Consider the following 17,475-nt stretch of genomic DNA (forward strand, 5'->3'; position numbering starts at 1 on the left):
CGTCAGGCTCTGTGCCACAAAGCACCGTCGCCCAGCGTGGCCACAAACTCGGCATGGGCGGCGGCTTCTTTTTCAGACAATCGAGATTTGAGCGGCGTCGGCCGCGGGCGCGGCACCCAGTCGTCGCCCGTCCCGCCTGCATTGGACTGTGTGGCGGTCGACAGTCCAAAATCCGGCTGGCGCCCGCCGATGAGCTCAAGATACACCTCGGCGAGGATTTCACTATCCAGCAAGGCGCCGTGCAGGGTTCTTGCAGAGTTATCGATGCTGAACCGGCGGCAAAGCGCGTCCAAAGACGCAGGCGAACCCGGGAACCGTTTCCGTGCAATCTCCAGCGTATCGATCGCCTGCTCCCAGGGGATTTGCGGCAGACCCATCCACTTCAGTTCCGCGTTCAGAAACTTGATGTCGAACGCCGCATTGTGGATGACAAGTTTCGCATCGCCAATGAAATCCAGAAACCCCCGACCGATCTCGGCGAACTTGGGTTTGTCCCGCAGGAAGTCATCGCCCAGCCCGTGCACCTGAAAGGCTTCCTCGGGCATGCTGCGTTCGGGGTTGACGTATTCGTGATAGGTCTTGCCGGTTGCCACGTGGCCCATGAGCTCAACCGCACCGATCTCGACGATCCGGTCGCCGGTCTCGGGGTCGAAGCCCGTTGTTTCGGTGTCCAGCACAATCTCACGCATGGCGCAGCCGCTCCCTGATCTGCTTCAAGACATCCTGAACCTGCGCGCGGGCATGTTCAACCGTATCGGTGATGATGACGTAATCGGCACGCGCGCATTTCTCCGCATTGGGCATTTGGTTGGCGCGGATTTTTTCGAAATCCTGGCGGGTCATGGTACCGCGTTCGAGAACGCGGTGTTCCTGAACCTCGGGCGGTATGGACACACAGACCACCGCATCCATGTCGGCCTCACCACCGGTTTCAAAAAGAAGGGGAATGTCGAAGACAGCGACTGTGGCTTGTGTTTGCGCAATGAAATCCTTGCGATCCTGGACGACCAGGGGATGCACGATGCCTTCGATGGTCTTCAACGCGGACGGATCACGCGCGATGATCTCGCGCAGCGCATCTCGTGAAATGGCGTCATCACTCACCGCATCCGGAAACACAGATCCCAGCGGCGCGACAGCCTTGCCGTCTTTTGCATAGAGCCGATGCACGGCCGCATCGGCATCCCAGAGCACGCAGCCTTCGTCGACAAACATCTGCGCGGTTGTGGACTTCCCCATGCCAATCGAGCCGGTCAGCCCCAATCGAAACATCAGCGCAGCACCACGGCGCGGGTTGTGTCATCCACCTCTGGCCGCGGCCCGAACCAACGCTCAAAACCGGGGACGGCCTGGTGCAGCAACATGCCCAGACCATCCACCGTCACACAGCCTCGGTCTTCAGCCACCTGCAAAAGCCGGGTCTTCAGTGGTGTGTAAACCAAATCAGTGACGACAGCTGTTTTTGGCAGCCCGTCCAGAGGTACACGCATCTCTGGTTTTCCGACCATACCAAGAGAGGAGGTGTTCACCACAAGGCTCGCGTCTTCCATCATGTTTCCGGCCTGCACCCAATCGACCACGGTGATCCGATTGCCAAAATCCGCTTGCAGTTTTTCGGCACGTACACGCGTCCGGTTCGCGACCATGATTTCGGGCACGCCCGCTTCGAGAAGTGACGCGATGACGGCACGTGCTGCACCACCAGCACCCAGAAGAGCGGCAGGCCCGCTTTGCGGGGACCAGTTTGGCGCCCCGGCCTTGAGGTTTTCGATAAAACCATACCCATCCGTATTGTCAGCGTGGATCTTGCCATCACTGCGGAATATCAAGGTGTTGGCGGCCCCGATCAGGGTCGCGCGATCCGTGATCAGATCGGCGATCTCCAGCACAGCCTCTTTATGCGGGATTGTGATGTTCACCCCGACAAAACCAGCCTTGGGCAAAGTCATCAGAACATCGCGCAGGTCCCGGGCGTTCACGTCCATGGGAACATAGAAGCCACGCACGCCGTAGGTGTTCAGCCAATGCCGATGCACCAGTGGCGACTTCGAATGCGAAATTGGCGATCCAATTACCCCTGCCAAGGGGATCTTTGCTGGGGACGCTGACGTATCGCTCATTGTTCCAAATCCCCGCGCAAGGTCAGATAGGCCAAAAGCTCGAGCAGCGGCAGACCTAAGACATTGAAATAGTCGCCTTCGATGCGGGTGAACAGCCGCACACCTTCTTCTTCCAGCTTGTAGGCACCAACGGCATGTTGAATGCTGTCCCAGTTTCGCGCGACATACCCGGCGATGTAGCTGTCAGACGCATCGCGCATCCGCAAGCGCACTTGGCCCACATGCCGCCAGATGGGTTGGCCACCCTCATAGATCACCGCGGCGGACAGCAACATGTGCCGGTCGTTCCGCAGGGTTTTGAGCTGGGCCTCAGCCTCTTCGGGCGAGCCTGGTTTTGAGAGCAGCGTGCCACCGTGATCAAGCACCTGATCACAGCCGAGCACAAGCGACCCGGGGTGCTTTTCGCTGACCTTTCGCGCCTTCAACTCGGCCAGCGCATCGGCAATATCGCGGGGCGGGGCATGCTCGGCCAGCATCGACTCGCGGACCATATCTTCATCGACCCGCGCGGGCTCAACCGTGAAGGTAACCGCTGCCTGACGCAGAAGCTGGGCACGAATATCTGACGAAGATGCCAGGATGAGCGGCTGGGCCATGTGTGTAAGCCTGTGCACAGGGTTAAGGAATTCTTAATATGTTCTTCTGGGGAAATTGGCCGGATCGCGCAAGGGAAAGAAATCCGGTGAGCAACTCTCGGCACCGCAAGAACTGCCCCTCTGCGGAGAAGGATAACGTGGACGATGTGCATAAGGCATCCGAGGACGGGTTACGCACAGGGTTATCCCGCCTGAAATCTAACATGACTTTATATAACTTATTGTTTTTAAAAGGACATATATAAGAGAAATGAGATGTCCGCGGCCTGCGGACCGTTTTTCCCCAAGCGGATAACCCATGGCACAATCCGCTAATCCACAGATATGGCGATCCCTACCAAATCATCATCCTTTTCTCTTTCTTTATTAATGAATAAGAGAGGCCGACGGATCGGAGCCTTTGCATGTCAGACCTGCTTGTTGTCGCATATCCCTGGATCAAGGCATTGCACATCATGTCCGTGATTGCATGGATGGCAGGGTTGTTCTACCTGCCACGCCTGTTTGTCTATCACGCTGAACAGGTTGGACAAAGCGGCGAAACGCATGCGCTGTTCCAGACGATGGAGCTAAAACTGCTACGGGTGATCATGAACCCTGCGATGATCGCGACCTGGGTTTTTGGTCTTTGCCTGGTTTTCACTCCTGGCATTGTCAGCTGGGCCGAGATCTGGCCTTGGACCAAGGCGGCTGGTGTTTTGGCGATGACCTGGTTTCACCATTGGCTTGGGCTGCGCCGCAAGGATTTCGTGGCTAGCTCCAACGAAAGATCAGGCCGACACTACCGGATGATGAACGAGGTACCGACGCTGCTCATGGTGCTGATTGTCCTCTCCGTCGTCGTACGCTTCTGAATCAATTGACTCGCAACAGGCCTGCGCCTATGTACCCTTCACCGTCCCGTCCGGGAATGGCGCAGACCTGACATCACCATTTGCAAGACAGCCGGGACCAACCCGCGGCTGATCACGGGTATTTCCATGACAGACATGACCGACACACAAGCCGCTCCGGAAACGCTTGAGACCTTGAATCTCGCGGATCTGAAACGGAAGAGCCCCAAGGACCTTCTGTCGATGGCAGAAGATCTGGAAATCGAAAACGCATCGACCATGCGCAAGGGCGAGATGATGTTCCAGATCCTGCGCGAACGCGCGGATGAGGGCTGGGAAATCTCCGGCGACGGCGTGCTTGAGGTTCTGCAAGACGGGTTCGGATTCCTGCGTTCGCCCGAAGCGAACTACCTGCCGGGCCCCGACGACATCTACGTCTCACCAGAAATGATCCGCAAATATTCGCTGCGCACCGGTGATACCATCGAAGGCGTGATCAAGGCGCCGGATGACAACGAGCGGTACTTTGGCCTGCTCGACGTTACACAGATCAACTTCGAGGATCCGGAGAAGGCCCGTCACAAGGTGGCCTTTGAAAACCTCACGCCGCTTTACCCAGATGAACGCCTGACGATGGAAACGGATGATCCGACCGTGAAAGATCGGTCGTCCCGGATCATCGACCTCGTTGCGCCGATCGGAAAAGGTCAAAGGTCCTTGATCGTGGCGCCGCCGCGGACCGGCAAGACGGTTTTGCTGCAAAACATCGCCAACTCCATCGAGCGCAACCACCCGGAATGCTATCTGATCGTCTTGCTGATTGACGAACGGCCGGAAGAGGTGACGGACATGCAGCGCTCGGTCAAAGGCGAAGTGGTGTCTTCGACGTTTGACGAGCCCGCAACGCGGCACGTGGCTGTTTCGGACATGGTGATCGAGAAAGCCAAGCGCCTGGTTGAGCACAAACGCGATGTGGTCATCCTGCTCGACTCGATCACCCGTCTGGGGCGGGCCTTCAACACGGTTGTACCGTCGTCCGGGAAGGTCCTGACCGGCGGTGTGGATGCAAATGCTCTGCAGCGACCCAAGCGCTTCTTCGGTGCCGCACGGAACATCGAAGAAGGTGGATCGCTCACTATTATCGCGACGGCGTTGATCGATACCGGCAGCCGGATGGACGAGGTGATCTTCGAAGAATTCAAAGGCACAGGCAACTCGGAAATCGTGCTCGACCGGAAGATTGCGGATAAGCGCGTGTTCCCGGCGATGGATATCCTGAAGTCCGGCACGCGGAAAGAAGACCTGCTTGTCGATAAGATTGATCTGCAGAAGACATTCGTGCTGCGGCGCATCCTCAACCCGATGGGGACAACGGATGCCATTGAGTTCCTGATTTCCAAGCTCAAACAGACCAAGACCAACTCGGATTTCTTCGATTCCATGAATACATAACTTATTGTTTTAAAACAGTGGGTTAAGATATGGATACGATATTTGCGCTGGCGACGGCCCAAGGTCGGGCCGGAGTATCCGTCGTGCGTCTGTCAGGGCCGAGCGCCTTTGACATCAGTCGGATCTTGGCGGGGTCACTGCCTACTGTGCGTCAAGCGGCGACACGCATTTTGCGCACTGCTGGTGGAGAAGTCCTCGATCATGCGCTGGTGCTGACCTTCGAAGGGCCCCACAGTTTCACGGGTGAAGATGTGGTGGAGTTTCATCTGCATGGCAGCGTCGCAATCGTTCGGGCAGTGCTGGAAGAACTTGGCAGATCCGAGGATGCGCGGCTTGCCGAGCCGGGAGAGTTCACACGGCGTGCCCTCGAGAACGGAAAGATGGACTTGGCCCAGGTGGAAGGGCTCGCCGACCTGATCGACGCGGAGACCGAGGCGCAGCGCGTGCAGGCGGCCCGCGTCTTCTCTGGCGCACTCGGTGACCGTGTGGAGACGTGGCGGCGCAGCTTGATCCGTGCAGCGGCCTTGCTGGAGGCGACCATCGACTTCGCCGACGAAGACGTGCCCGTGGATGTCAGCCCGGAGGTGCGGGACCTTTTGAATGGCGTTCAGGCTGATCTGTCAGATGAGATTGCGGGCACCCATGTGGCAGAACGCATTCGGATAGGATTTGAGGTTGCCATTGTCGGACCACCCAATGCCGGCAAATCAACCCTGCTGAACCGGCTGGCGGGTCGTGAGGCCGCAATCACATCCGAGTTGGCGGGAACAACGCGTGATGTGATCGAGGTGCGGATGGACCTTGGTGGGCTACCAGTCACATTTCTCGACACCGCTGGCTTGCGCGAGAGCGATGATGAGATTGAGGCCATTGGTGTAACTCGAGGTATCGAGCGCGCTGAGCGGGCTGATTTGCGTGTTTTTCTAGCGCAGCGGGGGGATAATCTGATTTTGGCGCCAAAGCCTGAGGACGTCATCGTCGCACCAAAGGCAGATCAGAATCCAGATAATGTGGACGGTATATCTGGAAAAACAGGATATGGTGTTTCGCGGCTTATTGACCGTATCAGAACTGTTTTGTCGGGGCGTGCAGCAGGCGCAGGTTTGGCGACGCACGAGCGCCATCGCGTGGCAATGGAGAAGACGCTTGAAGGTCTGCGGGCGGCGGATGAACTCATTGCGCAGGGACCCGAGCATTATGATATAGCGGCGGAGGAGTTGCGGCACGCGATTCGAGCGCTGGAGTCGCTTGTCGGCCGTGTGGATGTCGAGAACCTTCTGGACGAAATCTTTGCAAGCTTCTGCTTGGGAAAATAGCGGAGTGTTTCACGTGAAACATTTTGATGTTGTAGTTATCGGCGGGGGTCACGCCGGATCGGAAGCCGCCCATGCCGCTGCGCGTATGGGCGTCAAAACAGCGCTTGTGACGTTGTCCGAGGATGGAATTGGCGCGATGTCATGCAATCCGGCGATCGGCGGTCTTGGAAAAGGTCACCTTGTGCGGGAGATTGATGCGCTCGATGGCGTTATGGGCTGCGTTGCGGATAAGGCTGGCATTCAATTCCGCTTGCTCAACCGTCGCAAAGGCCCTGCCGTTCAAGGGCCACGCGCGCAATCGGACCGTGAGATTTATCGCGCTGAGATGCTTGCCGAGATCAAGTCACAAGACAACCTGTCAATAACTATAGGTGAAGTTGTTGATTTCCGCATGTCTGATGGGTCGGTGACGGGCGTGATCCTGCAGGATGGCAGCGAAATAGAAGCAAGGCGCGTGATCCTGACAACCGGAACATTTCTCCGCGGTATTATCCACATCGGCGATGTGTCTCGGTCCGGCGGGCGTATGGGCGAGAAGGCATCAGTCAAGCTGGCAGATCGCATTGATTCATTTGACTTGCCGCTTGGTCGATTGAAAACAGGAACACCGCCGCGTCTGGATGGACAAACCATCCGCTGGGATGACCTTGAGGACCAACCAGGCGACGATGATCCAGTCCTGTTTTCCTTCTTGTCAAAAGGAGTTTATGCGCGGCAGGTGTCCTGTGGGATTACGCATACCAACGAGAAAACTCATGACATCATTCGCCAAAATCTTGAGCGATCAGCAATGTATGGAGGGCATATTGACGGGATCGGGCCGCGGTATTGCCCGTCGATCGAAGACAAAATTGTTCGGTTTGCCGATAAGACATCGCATCAGATCTTTCTCGAACCGGAAGGGCTAAGCACTGATACGGTTTATCCAAATGGTATTTCGACATCTTTGCCTGAGTCGGTACAGGAAGACTATGTCAGATCAATACAAGGCCTTGAAAACGCGGTGATTCTGCAGCCGGGCTACGCGATTGAATATGACTATGTTGACCCGCGCGCATTAGATGCCACACTGGCGCTTCCCAGTGTTCCTGGCCTCTACCTGGCCGGACAAATCAACGGAACAACGGGCTATGAAGAGGCCGCGGCCCAAGGCTTGGTTGCTGGGTTGAATGCCGCGTTGAGCGTTCAGAATCGAACTCCTGTGATCTTTTCAAGATCGGAAAGCTATATCGGCGTGATGATCGACGATTTGACGACTCGTGGAGTTAGCGAACCCTATCGAATGTTCACCTCACGGGCCGAATTCCGGTTGTCTTTGCGGGCAGACAATGCAGATCAGCGACTTACACCGCTGGGTATTGAGCTTGGCTGTGTTGGAGAAGAGCGCAAACGGCAATATGGTGAGAAAGCAGATCAGTTGGTACGGGCGCGGACATTGCTGACTGAACAGCTCTTTACACCGTCGATGGCATCTGACGTTGGTATAAAGATCAACCAAGATGGGTCCAAGCGAACAGCCATGCAATTGCTGGCGTTTCCTGATGTTTCGTTCGCGGAAGTCGGCGCCCTTGATGAAAGCTTCAAGAGCATCGAGCCAGAAATCCAACAGCAGATGGAGCGAGAGGCGCTCTACGCGAATTACATTGAGCGTCAGCAGAAAGACATTGCACTTCTCCGGAAGGATGAAGAACATCTGATCCCGGCGGACTTCGACTATGTTGGACTTGATGGATTGTCCAATGAGCTGACAGCGAAGCTTGAAGCTGTGCGTCCGACGTCGCTGGCGCAGGCCTCCCGTATTGATGGGATCACGCCTGCCGCGCTGACATTGATTCTCGCCAAGTTGCGGCAACTCAAACGGAAGAAGTTTGCGTGACACCGGTGATATCAGATGTTTCACGTGAAACATTATATCGGCTAACACGATATCATGATTTGCTGTCCAAGTGGTCTCCTCGGATTAATCTGATATCCAAATCAAGTATGTCCGAGATCTGGGACCGCCATATCTGGGATTCTGCACAGATCTACCCGTTGGCCACGACGGGTAATCAGTGGGTCGATATTGGAAGTGGCGGGGGCCTTCCAGGGCTCGTGATCGCCACTTTGGCCAAGGAGCGTGATCCGGAACGTCAGGTCAAGCTCATGGAGAGTGACATTCGGAAGTCGACCTTTCTTAGGACTGTAATCCGGGACCTTGATCTAAACGCGATTGTGCATGTTGAACGGCTGGAGGCAGCTGAACCTGCTCAAGCGGATGTGCTGACAGCCCGTGCTCTGGCAGATCTGTCGACGCTGCTGTCCTTTGCTGAACGGCATTTGAAACCGACGGGTCAAGCCCTGTTCATGAAGGGCGAAACCTGGGAAAAAGAGGTCGAAATCGCACGTCAGTCGTGGTCTTTTGACCTTGTGGCACATAAGAGTAAGACCAACCCAAAAGCTGCCATCCTTGAGGTAAGAGAAATCAAACGTGTCTGACCTGTCACGCCCCAAAGGCCCCAAGATCATTGCAGTTGCCAATCAGAAGGGCGGCGTTGGCAAAACAACAACAGCGATCAATCTCGCAGCTGCGCTGGCTGAGGCTGGTCGGAAGGTCCTGGTGGTTGACCTCGACCCGCAAGGAAACGCATCAACGGGCCTGGGGATTGAAGTCGAAGACCGGGCATTCACGACATATGATCTTCTGCTGGATGACGTCGATCTCAGCTCGGTGGTGATGCCGACTGTCACACCCGGCCTGATGATCGTGCCGGCAACAGTTGACCTGAGCTCGGCTGACATTGAGCTGATCGCGAATGAGAAGCGCAGTTTCCTGCTGCATGATGCGCTGCGCCAGACGGCAATGGATGCGTTTGAGTTGGACTACATCCTCATCGACTGTCCGCCGTCTCTCAACCTGCTCACTGTGAATGCGATGATCGCGGCGCATTCGGTTCTTGTTCCGCTGCAGAGCGAATTCTTCGCGCTGGAAGGTTTGTCGCAGTTGATGCTGACCATCCGCGAAGTGCGTCAGAGCGGAAATAAGGACTTGCGGATCGAAGGTATTGTGTTGACCATGTATGACAGACGCAACAACTTGTCTTTACAGGTCGAGCAGGACGCGCGCGATAATCTTGGCGAGCTGGTGTTCACCACCCGGATTCCGCGGAATGTACGGGTGAGCGAAGCGCCGTCTTTCGCAATGCCGGTGCTGACCTACGACACAGCGTCGAAGGGTGCGCAGGCCTATCGCGCTTTGGCGCAGGAAGTGCTGAGCAGAAACACGAAGACGGCAGCATAGGGGGCAGATATGGCGGCTGGAGCAGATCGCAAACGCGGATTGGGTCGGGGGCTGTCGGCCTTGATGTCAGACGTCGCGGAGACCGAAACGGTCGTCAGCGCCGGCCCTTCAGCCGCCGAACGGCGCGTGCCCATTGAGCAGATTTCGCCAAACCCGGATCAGCCGCGGAAGCGGTTTGCCGAAGGCGATCTTGACGATCTGACAGCATCGATCCGAGAGAAAGGCGTAATTCAACCTCTGATTGTGCGCGAGATCTCTGACAATCAATTCGAAATCGTGGCGGGCGAACGTCGGTGGCGCGCCGCCCAAGCTGCGAAATTGCATGAGCTTCCCGTCGTCGTCCGCAGCTTTACCGACGTTGAAGTGCTGGAAGTCGCGATTATCGAGAACATCCAGCGGGCCGACCTGAACCCGATCGAAGAGGCCGCGGGCTATCGGCAGTTGATGGATCGGTTTGGTCATACGCAGGAGAAAATGGCTGAGGCTTTGGGGAAAAGCCGCAGCCACATCGCCAACCTGCTGCGGCTGTTGACGCTTCCGGAAACTGTGCTTGAGATGGTGCGTAACGGCGACCTGAGCTCAGGCCATGCCAGGGCGCTGATCCCTGCAGATGATCCGCTGAAGCTGGCGCAGATGATCCTCAAGGGGGGACTCTCGGTGCGGGCGACTGAGGCACTCGTCAAGAAACAAGCCGCTGGTGATGACGAGGAAACCGGGGCCAAGGCGCCCAAGCTAAAGTCTGACGCCAAGGATGCCGATACCAAGGCGCTCGAAGGTGATCTGTCAGCGTCTTTGGGGATGAAGGTGGTGCTGAGCCACAAGCCAGGCGGCGAGGCGGGTCAGATGACGGTCCACTACAAGTCACTGGATGAGCTCGATGAACTTTGCCGGATGCTGAGCGGCACCTAGTCTCGCAACAGCGCTTCGATCACCGCGTTTAAAACTATAAATCCCTGATTTAAAACAATTAATCTCTTCCCAGAGATATCAATTAGGCCTAATTCCACGAGCTCATCAAGCACCTCCTCCGCGAGCGGCGCGCCTTTGAGCGCTTCGAAACGATCAAGGCAGACGCCTTCCTTGAGACGCAGCCCCATCAACAGGAATTCGCTGGCCTGGTCGTCAGATGATAGCAGCGCACGGGGCTTTTCGGCTTTCTCGTCCCAAACCGCGGCAAGCCACTTGGCCGGGTTGGAGTAGCACTCGGTCGCCCACCGGTGGCCGTCCAGGGTAAGGCGCCCATGTGCTCCAGGCCCAATGCCGAGGTAATCGCCATATCGCCAGTAGATCAGATTGTGTCGAGACTGCGCGCCGTCTCGGGCGTGGTTCGAGACTTCATATGCGGGAAGGCCATGCTTTGCGCAGATGTCCTGCGTCATCGCAAAGAGATCGGCGCTGAGGTCTTCATCGGGCAGGCCGCGCAGCTTGCCGGCATTGTAACGGTCTCCGAAGGCGGTGCCTTGTTCGATGCTCAGTTGATAGAGCGAGAGGTGATCGACTGCCATGGACAGCGCTTGTTCCAGTTCGGCGCGCCAATCGGCCAATGACTGTCCTTGCCGGGCATAGATCAGGTCAAAGCTCACCCGGTCAAAGCATGTCCGTGCAATGTCAAACGCGGTCATGGCTTCTTTTGCGCTGTGCAACCGGCCAAGCTGTTTGAGATCCGCATCGTTCAGCGCCTGGATGCCCATCGAGATCCTATTGACGCCCGCCGCACGAAATGCGGCGAACCGCCCGGCTTCGACCGAGCTTGGGTTGGCTTCGAGGGTGATCTCAAGATCATTGGCACAGGGCCAGGAGCGTCTGATCTTCTCAATCACGCGGCTCACGATCTCCGGATCCATCAGGCTGGGTGTTCCGCCGCCAAAGAAGACCGAGCGCAGAATACGGCCCTGCGTCTCAGCCGCCGCGCGATCAAGCTCTCTCAGATAAGCATCGCACCATGCGGTTTGGTCAATCGTTCGGCTGACGTGGCTGTTGAAATCGCAGTAGGGGCATTTCGCCTCGCAAAAGGGCCAGTGCAGGTAGAGGCCAAAGCCGCCTGCTTCCCAATCCTCAGCCAAAGCAACCTGCGATCAGTTTGGCAAAGGCATCCGCGCGATGGCTGATCCGGTTCTTTTCCGATGGGTGCATCTCGGCAAAGGTCAGGTCGTAGCCGTTGGGCTGAAACATCGGATCATAACCGTGGCCCGTGTGCCCACGCATCGGCCAGACCAATGTGCCATCGACCGTGCCCTCGAACACCTCGTCATGCCCATCGGGCCAGACCAAAACGAAGGTGGCGCAAAAGCGGGCCTTGCGGGGATGTGCGGCGCCTTGGTCTTCCAGCATCTGGTGCGTCTTGGTCATGGCCATGACGAAGTCACGGCCGTCTGGTGTTTCCGCCCAATCAGCTGTGTAAACACCCGGTTGGCCGTTAAGCGCTTCAACTTCGATCCCGGAATCGTCGGCGAGGGCCGGCAAGCCGGTGGCCTCGACGGCGGCGCGCGCCTTGATCCGTGCATTGCCGATAAAGGTCGTCTCGGTCTCTTCCGGTTCAGCGAGATTCATCTCGGCGGCGCCGACCACGTCGACACCATGCGGTTCGAACAGCTGCTGCATCTCTTCCAGCTTGCCCGCGTTATGCGTGGCCATCAGAATGCGCTTGCCGTCGAACCTACGTCTCATGTGGTTGCGGCCTTTTGCGCTGAAACCAATTCGCCCACGCCTTTTTCCGCCAAATCCATCAATGCGTTCATCTGGTCGCGCGAGTACGTCGCGCCCTCGGCGCTCATCTGCACTTCGATGAGCTGCTGCGAGGCGGTCATGATGAAATTGCCATCGACGCCCGCTTCGGAATCCTCCGGGTAATCGAGATCCAGGACCGGTTGGCCGGCGTAAATGCCACAGCTGATCGCCGCCACCGGGTCAAGCATCGGGTCACTGATCACATCGCCGGATTTCATCAGCTTGTTCACCGCCAGCCGCAGGGCGATCCAGCCGCCCGTAATCGAGGCGCATCGGGTCCCGCCGTCGGCCTGCAAGACGTCACAGTCGACCGTGATCTGCCGCTCGCCAAGTGCGACGCGGTCCACACCGGCGCGCAAGGACCGGCCGATCAGCCGTTGGATTTCGATGGTGCGCCCACCTTGCTTGCCAGCCGCCGCCTCGCGCCGCATCCGCGTGTTGGTGGCGCGCGGCAGCATGCCATATTCTGCCGTGACCCAGCCAAGCCCAGAGCCCTTGATGAACGGCGGCACGCGGTCCTCGATGGTGGCGGTGCACAAAACATGCGTGTCGCCCATCTTGATCAGGACCGATCCTTCGGCATGTTTGGTGAAACCTGTTTCGATGGAAACGGCGCGCATTTCGTCCAGAGCTCGACCAGAGGGTCGCATGGGATATCCTTTCCTCGTGTACCTTCCGATACCGCCCCGCGGTGTACAGATGCAACCCCGATTGAATTCTTGGCATTTCATGCTTTTATAGCGCCTCAGCTGGGGCCCCATCATGAGCGACGCGTCACATATCCTTGGAGAAATGAACGACCGGTCACGGGAAGTGTTTCGGCGCGTGGTGGAAGGGTATCTGGAAGATGGCGCGCCCGTAGGCTCGCGTACGCTGACTCGCGATTTCAGCGAAAAGGTCAGCGCCGCGACCATCCGCAACGTGATGCAGGATCTCGAATATCTCGGTCTGCTCGACAGCCCGCATGTGAGCGCGGGGCGCATTCCGACACAATTGGGCCTGCGGATGTTCGTCGACAGCCTGCTCGAGATCGGCACGCCGGATGAGACGGACCGCGAGAAGATCGATGCGACACTTGGGGCGAATGAGCAGGATGTGAGCGGTTTGCTGGACCGGGTCGGCTCAGCTCTGTCCGGGGTGACCCATGGCGCATCGCTGGTGCTCACACCAAAACATGAGGCGCCGATCAAGCACATCGAGTTTGTTTCGCTGTCGCCGGATCGAGCGCTGGTCGTTCTGGTGTTCGGGGACGGGCATGTGGAAAACCGGTTGTTCACGCCGCCGCCCGGACAAACCCCGAGCTCGATGCGGGAGGCGGCGAATTTCCTCAACGCGTTGATCGAAGGCAGGACGCTCAGCGAGCTGCACGCGACGATTCAAACCGAGATCCGTGCCCGCCGCCAGGAGATCGATTCGCTGGCGCAGGAGCTGGTGCAGAGCGGTCTCGCTGTCTGGGAAGGCGAGGGCGACCAGATCGAGCGCCTGATCGTGCGCGGGCGGGCCAATCTGCTGGGCCAGGACGGCGAAACAGAGGACCTAGAGCGTATCCGCAGGCTCTTTGATGACCTTGAACGCAAACGGGATATCGCCGAATTCCTTGAACTCGCGGAAGAAGGCGAGGGTGTGCGCATTTTTATTGGTTCTGAGAACAAACTTTTTTCACTTTCGGGTTCCTCTCTGGTGGTTTCCCCATATATGAACGCTGATCGAAAGATCATTGGTGCGGTTGGCGTTATTGGTCCGACGAGACTGAATTATGGACGCATTGTGCCGATCGTGAATTACACGGCGCAGCTGGTCGGAAAGCTGATCTCTGACCGGAGCTAGAGGTGGACTATGGCAGAGCCCAAGAACGAAGAGTTTCTGGACGATATCGAAGACGCGGAAGCCGAGGCTTTTGCAGATGAGATGCAAGAAATTGATGACGAGGCGTTGGAGATCGACCAGCTGCGTGCCGAGCGTGATGAACTGCGTGATCGCTTCATGCGCGCGCTGGCCGACGCGGAGAATGCGCGCAAACGGTCGGACCGGGATCGGCGCGAGGCCGAGAACTACGGCGGCTCCAAGCTGTCGCGCGATATGCTGCCTGTCTATGACAATATGAAGCGTGCACTGGAGACGATTACCGATGAGCAGCGCGAGACGAACTCGGCTCTGATCGAAGGGATCGAATTGACCATGCGTGAGCTGCTGAGCGTCTTCAAAAAGCATGGGATCGAAATCATCGCGCCAGAAGTGGGAGACCGTTTCGACCCGCAGCATCACCAGGCGATGTTTGAAGCACCGGTGCCAGGGACCAAGGCGGGGGACATTATCCAGGTCGCCGCCGAGGGGTTTATGCTGCACGACCGGTTGCTGCGTCCGGCGCAGGTTGGGGTGTCATCAACACCGGCGAGCTGAGGGTTTCCGTCAGCCGTCGGGACATGAGTATTTTTGGAAGGGTGAAGACGCAGTCAGGATTTGGCTGCGTCTTTGAGTTTGTAGAGGGCGTCGAGCGCTTGCCGCGGAGTGAGCTCGTCAGGATGAATATCCTTAAGAAGCGTATCGACCTCCGAGGTCTTCAGTGCTGGAGGCGTGGGTGCGGAGGTTGCTGAAAAGAGCGGCAGATCATCAATTAGGGTTTTCTGGGTTGCACCGCCTTCGCGTTCACCTTTCTCCAAGGCGTCCAGCACGATGCGTGCACGGGCAATTACCGTGGGCGGAAGACCAGCCAGCTGTGCGACTTGGACACCGTAGGACCTGTCGGCCGCACCTTTACGCACCTCGTGCAGGAAGATGACCTCGCCCTCCCATTCCTTCACGGTCACCGTCGCGTTTTCAACGCCGGGGAGCTTGCCCGCGAGCGCGGTCATTTCGTGGTAGTGGGTCGCAAAAAGTGCGCGGCTTTTGTTCACGTCGTGCAAGTGTTCCAGCGTGGCCCAAGCGATGGACAGCCCGTCATATGTCGCGGTGCCCCGCCCGATTTCATCTAAGATCACCAAGGCCCTGTCATCCGCCTGGTTCAGAATCGCAGCGGTTTCCACCATTTCAACCATGAAGGTGGATCGACCGCGCGCGAGGTCATCGGAGGCACCCACGCGGCTGAAAAGCTGACTGATCAGACCGATGTGCGCTTCTTCAGCGGGAACAAAGCTGCCCATTTGCGCGAGCAGTGCGACGATCGCGTTTTGTCGCAGGAAGGTAGACTTACCGGCCATATTCGGGCCGGTCAGAAGCCAGACATGTGCGCTGCCGTCATCCGTGCTCAGATCACAATCGTTGGCAATGAACGGTTCGCCGGATCCGGACTTGAGCGCATGCTCTACAACCGGATGACGCCCGCCTTTGACATCGAATGTGCGAGTGCCATCGACCTTCGGGGCCACCCAGTTTTCTGACACCGCCAGGGCGGCGAGCGCGCTGGCCAGATCAAGCTCGGCCAGACCCTTTGCCGTCTGTGCAATGGTGGCGGCGCTGGTCAAAACAGCATTGCAGAGTTGTTCAAAGAGACGTTTCTCAATCTCCAATGCACGTGCGCCTGCATTGAGAATCTTTGTCTCCATCTCCGACAGCTCAACGGTCGTGAAGCGCACCTGATTGGCGGTGGTCTGCCTGTGGATGAATGTCTCCGACAGCGGCGCGGATAGCATCTTCTCCGCATGGGTCGATGGGGTCTCGATGAAGTAACCCAGAACATTGTTATGCTTGATCTTTAGCGAAGAAATCCCTGTGTTAGAGACATATTCGGCCTGCATCTTGGCGATGACCACCCGCCCCTCATCGCGCAGTTGTCGGGCTTCATCAAGCTCGGGATCGTGATCTGTGGCGATGAAGCCGCCGTCGCGGGCGAGCAGTGGGGGTTCCGCCACCAAGGCCGCATCAAGATGATCAATAAGCGCCTCGTGACCGGTGAGTGCAGAGAGTGCCTCCGCAATCAATTCAGGCAGATCAGCGCCGACCAATGCATCGTGGATCACTCCGGCGTGCGTCAGCCCGTTGCGGATCGCCGCAAGATCGCGGGGCCCGCCACGGTCCATCGAGAGGCGCGACATCGCACGGTCAAGATCGGGGACTTTCCGGAGGCTGTCTCGCAGGGCATCACGCCGGGATGTTTCGGTCACGCACCAAGACACCGCGTCCAACCGCGCCTGCACGAGATCGAGAACGCGCGAGGGGCTGGCGAGACGCCGCTCAAGCAGTCTTGCACCGCCGGCGGTGACTGTTTTGTCGATCACCGACAGCAGCGATCCGGCGCGTCCACCGGAGAGCGCCTGGGTCAGCTCGAGGTTCCGGCGCGTGGCCGCGTCGATCTGAACCGTCCGCGCTTCGGCCTCCTTTTGCGGGGGGCGGAGCAGCGGCAGTTTTCCTCTCTGCGTGATCTCCAGATATTGCAGGATCGCGCCCATGGCCGAGACCTCAGCGCGCGAGAAGCTGCCGTAAGCGTCGAGCGTTTCGACAGCGAAAAGTGCGCACAGCCGCGCCTCAGCACTGGTGCTGTCAAAGGCTGACCGCGCGAGGCCGGTGAGGGCAATGCCAAAATCCTCAGCCAGCTCCCGCAGCTCAGATTCTTTCGTCTCGGAGACAATCAGTTCAGATGGCGCCAGTCGGGCCAGCTCTGGACCAAGCCGCAGATCGCTGAGCGGCATGATGTGAAAGGCACCGGTGGAGATGTCGACCCAAGCGAGAGCCTGGGCATCGCGGACCTCGGCAAAGGCGGTCAGGTAGTTGTGCCGCCGTGCCTCAAGCAGGCTGTCTTCGGTCAAGGTCCCCGGCGTGACCAGCCTCACCACATCGCGTTTGACCACGGATTTGGAGCCGCGCTTCTTTGCTTCCGCCGGGCTTTCCATTTGCTCGCAGACCGCCACGCGAAAGCCCTTGCGGATGAGCGTCAACAGGTAGCCTTCGGCGGCATGGACCGGCACGCCGCACATGGGGATGTCGGCGCCGTCATGCTTGCCGCGTTTGGTTAGTGCGATGTCCAGCGCCTCGGCGGCGGCCACCGCGTCATCGAAGAACATCTCGTAGAAATCGCCCATGCGGTAGAACAACAGCGCATCCGCATAATCGGCTTTCAGATCGAGATATTGCGCCATCATGGGCGTGACGGTCATATGGCCCCCCGGCAGTTTCCGCAGACCTTACAAATGCGGGCCACGGGGTAAAAGCCTCAAA

The 17,475-nt window shown here is 58.0% G+C and carries 17 protein-coding genes; 9 read left to right on the forward strand and 8 right to left on the reverse strand.

What is annotated here, in order from left to right:
- Window positions 1–2: 2 nt before the first annotated feature.
- The 4 genes from dnaQ to ACVC7O_RS00240 are packed head-to-tail and all read right to left on the reverse strand — an operon-like array spanning window position 3 to window position 2,716.
- The gene (gene dnaQ, locus ACVC7O_RS00225; protein ID WP_458324101.1) at window positions 3–689 is read right to left on the reverse strand and encodes a DNA polymerase III subunit epsilon; all 687 of its coding nucleotides are present in this window, start codon (window positions 687–689) and stop codon (window positions 3–5) included.
- Window positions 682–1,275, reverse strand: coding sequence for a dephospho-CoA kinase (gene coaE, locus ACVC7O_RS00230; RefSeq protein WP_458326130.1), 594 nt, complete (start codon window positions 1,273–1,275; stop codon window positions 682–684). Before coaE ends, dnaQ begins: the two co-directional genes overlap by 8 nt.
- Window positions 1,272–2,120 carry a shikimate dehydrogenase gene (locus ACVC7O_RS00235; protein WP_458324102.1) on the reverse strand — a complete coding sequence of 283 codons (849 nt, stop codon included), beginning with the start codon at window positions 2,118–2,120 and terminating at the stop codon, window positions 1,272–1,274. Before ACVC7O_RS00235 ends, coaE begins: the two co-directional genes overlap by 4 nt.
- Window positions 2,117–2,716 (reverse strand): Maf family protein, encoded by a 600-nt coding sequence (locus tag ACVC7O_RS00240; RefSeq protein ID WP_458324103.1) that lies wholly within the window; start codon window positions 2,714–2,716, stop codon window positions 2,117–2,119. The genes ACVC7O_RS00235 and ACVC7O_RS00240 overlap by 4 nt, the downstream gene beginning before the upstream one ends.
- 404 nt (window positions 2,717–3,120) lie before the next feature.
- Between ACVC7O_RS00240 and hemJ the strand changes: the two genes are divergently transcribed.
- The 7 genes from hemJ to ACVC7O_RS00275 all read left to right on the forward strand — a co-directional run bounded on the left by hemJ (window position 3,121) and on the right by ACVC7O_RS00275 (window position 10,506).
- Complete coding sequence (hemJ, locus tag ACVC7O_RS00245; RefSeq protein ID WP_458324104.1) at window positions 3,121–3,570, forward strand: protoporphyrinogen oxidase HemJ; 450 nt, start codon at window positions 3,121–3,123, stop codon at window positions 3,568–3,570.
- A 135-nt stretch (window positions 3,571–3,705) separates the two neighbouring features.
- On the forward strand, window positions 3,706–5,001 hold the full coding sequence (gene rho, locus ACVC7O_RS00250; RefSeq protein WP_458326131.1) for a transcription termination factor Rho: 1,296 nt from the start codon (window positions 3,706–3,708) through the stop codon (window positions 4,999–5,001).
- A gap of 29 nt (window positions 5,002–5,030) precedes the next feature.
- Window positions 5,031–6,317 carry a tRNA uridine-5-carboxymethylaminomethyl(34) synthesis GTPase MnmE gene (mnmE, locus tag ACVC7O_RS00255; protein ID WP_458324105.1) on the forward strand — a complete coding sequence of 429 codons (1,287 nt, stop codon included), beginning with the start codon at window positions 5,031–5,033 and terminating at the stop codon, window positions 6,315–6,317.
- A 4-nt stretch (window positions 6,318–6,321) separates the two neighbouring features.
- Entirely contained in the window at window positions 6,322–8,193 is a 1,872-nt protein-coding gene (mnmG, locus tag ACVC7O_RS00260) for a tRNA uridine-5-carboxymethylaminomethyl(34) synthesis enzyme MnmG (protein ID WP_458326132.1), read from the forward strand.
- 5 nt (window positions 8,194–8,198) lie between these two features.
- Complete coding sequence (rsmG, locus tag ACVC7O_RS00265) at window positions 8,199–8,795, forward strand: 16S rRNA (guanine(527)-N(7))-methyltransferase RsmG (RefSeq protein ID WP_458326133.1); 597 nt, start codon at window positions 8,199–8,201, stop codon at window positions 8,793–8,795.
- Window positions 8,788–9,597: a ParA family protein gene (locus ACVC7O_RS00270; RefSeq protein ID WP_458324106.1), complete on the forward strand. Its 810-nt coding sequence runs from the start codon at window positions 8,788–8,790 to the stop codon at window positions 9,595–9,597. The genes rsmG and ACVC7O_RS00270 overlap by 8 nt, the downstream gene beginning before the upstream one ends.
- Window positions 9,598–9,606: 9 nt before the next feature.
- Entirely contained in the window at window positions 9,607–10,506 is a 900-nt protein-coding gene (locus tag ACVC7O_RS00275; RefSeq protein ID WP_458324107.1) for a ParB/RepB/Spo0J family partition protein, read from the forward strand.
- On the opposite strand, the gene hemW is transcribed toward ACVC7O_RS00275, so the two are convergent.
- The 3 genes from hemW to rph are packed head-to-tail and all read right to left on the reverse strand — an operon-like array spanning window position 10,503 to window position 12,974.
- Entirely contained in the window at window positions 10,503–11,660 is a 1,158-nt protein-coding gene (gene hemW, locus ACVC7O_RS00280; RefSeq protein WP_458324108.1) for a radical SAM family heme chaperone HemW, read from the reverse strand. The genes ACVC7O_RS00275 and hemW overlap by 4 nt on opposite strands.
- Window positions 11,653–12,264: an RdgB/HAM1 family non-canonical purine NTP pyrophosphatase gene (gene rdgB / locus ACVC7O_RS00285; protein ID WP_458324109.1), complete on the reverse strand. Its 612-nt coding sequence runs from the start codon at window positions 12,262–12,264 to the stop codon at window positions 11,653–11,655. The genes hemW and rdgB overlap by 8 nt, the downstream gene beginning before the upstream one ends.
- Window positions 12,261–12,974, reverse strand: a complete 714-nt coding sequence (rph, locus tag ACVC7O_RS00290; protein WP_458324110.1) for a ribonuclease PH — start codon at window positions 12,972–12,974, stop codon at window positions 12,261–12,263. Before rph ends, rdgB begins: the two co-directional genes overlap by 4 nt.
- Before the next feature lie 112 nt (window positions 12,975–13,086).
- On the opposite strand from rph, the gene hrcA reads away from it, so the two are divergent.
- Together hrcA and ACVC7O_RS00300 are read left to right on the forward strand one after the other, a co-directional pair.
- Window positions 13,087–14,151, forward strand: a complete 1,065-nt coding sequence (hrcA, locus tag ACVC7O_RS00295; RefSeq protein ID WP_458324111.1) for a heat-inducible transcriptional repressor HrcA — start codon at window positions 13,087–13,089, stop codon at window positions 14,149–14,151.
- Window positions 14,152–14,160: 9 nt separating this feature from the next.
- Window positions 14,161–14,724, forward strand: coding sequence for a nucleotide exchange factor GrpE (locus ACVC7O_RS00300; RefSeq protein WP_458324112.1), 564 nt, complete (start codon window positions 14,161–14,163; stop codon window positions 14,722–14,724).
- A gap of 53 nt (window positions 14,725–14,777) precedes the next feature.
- On the opposite strand, the gene mutS is transcribed toward ACVC7O_RS00300, so the two are convergent.
- Window positions 14,778–17,414, reverse strand: coding sequence for a DNA mismatch repair protein MutS (gene mutS, locus ACVC7O_RS00305; RefSeq protein WP_458324113.1), 2,637 nt, complete (start codon window positions 17,412–17,414; stop codon window positions 14,778–14,780).
- Window positions 17,415–17,475 lie beyond the last annotated feature (61 nt).

The organism is Roseobacter cerffii, assembly GCF_054226325.1.

Coding starts and splice junctions, on each gene's coding strand:
- dnaQ (WP_458324101.1), bottom strand. CDS start 689: ATGCGTGAGATTGTGCTGGACACCGAAACAACGGGCTTCGACCCCGAG.
- ACVC7O_RS00235 (WP_458324102.1), bottom strand. CDS start 2,120: ATGAGCGATACGTCAGCGTCCCCAGCAAAGATCCCCTTGGCAGGGGTA.
- ACVC7O_RS00240 (WP_458324103.1), bottom strand. CDS start 2,716: ATGGCCCAGCCGCTCATCCTGGCATCTTCGTCAGATATTCGTGCCCAG.
- hemJ (WP_458324104.1), top strand. CDS start 3,121: ATGTCAGACCTGCTTGTTGTCGCATATCCCTGGATCAAGGCATTGCAC.
- rho (WP_458326131.1), top strand. CDS start 3,706: ATGACCGACACACAAGCCGCTCCGGAAACGCTTGAGACCTTGAATCTC.
- mnmE (WP_458324105.1), top strand. CDS start 5,031: ATGGATACGATATTTGCGCTGGCGACGGCCCAAGGTCGGGCCGGAGTA.
- ACVC7O_RS00275 (WP_458324107.1), top strand. CDS start 9,607: ATGGCGGCTGGAGCAGATCGCAAACGCGGATTGGGTCGGGGGCTGTCG.
- rdgB (WP_458324109.1), bottom strand. CDS start 12,264: ATGAGACGTAGGTTCGACGGCAAGCGCATTCTGATGGCCACGCATAAC.
- rph (WP_458324110.1), bottom strand. CDS start 12,974: ATGCGACCCTCTGGTCGAGCTCTGGACGAAATGCGCGCCGTTTCCATC.
- hrcA (WP_458324111.1), top strand. CDS start 13,087: ATGAGCGACGCGTCACATATCCTTGGAGAAATGAACGACCGGTCACGG.
- ACVC7O_RS00300 (WP_458324112.1), top strand. CDS start 14,161: ATGGCAGAGCCCAAGAACGAAGAGTTTCTGGACGATATCGAAGACGCG.
- mutS (WP_458324113.1), bottom strand. CDS start 17,414: ATGACCGTCACGCCCATGATGGCGCAATATCTCGATCTGAAAGCCGAT.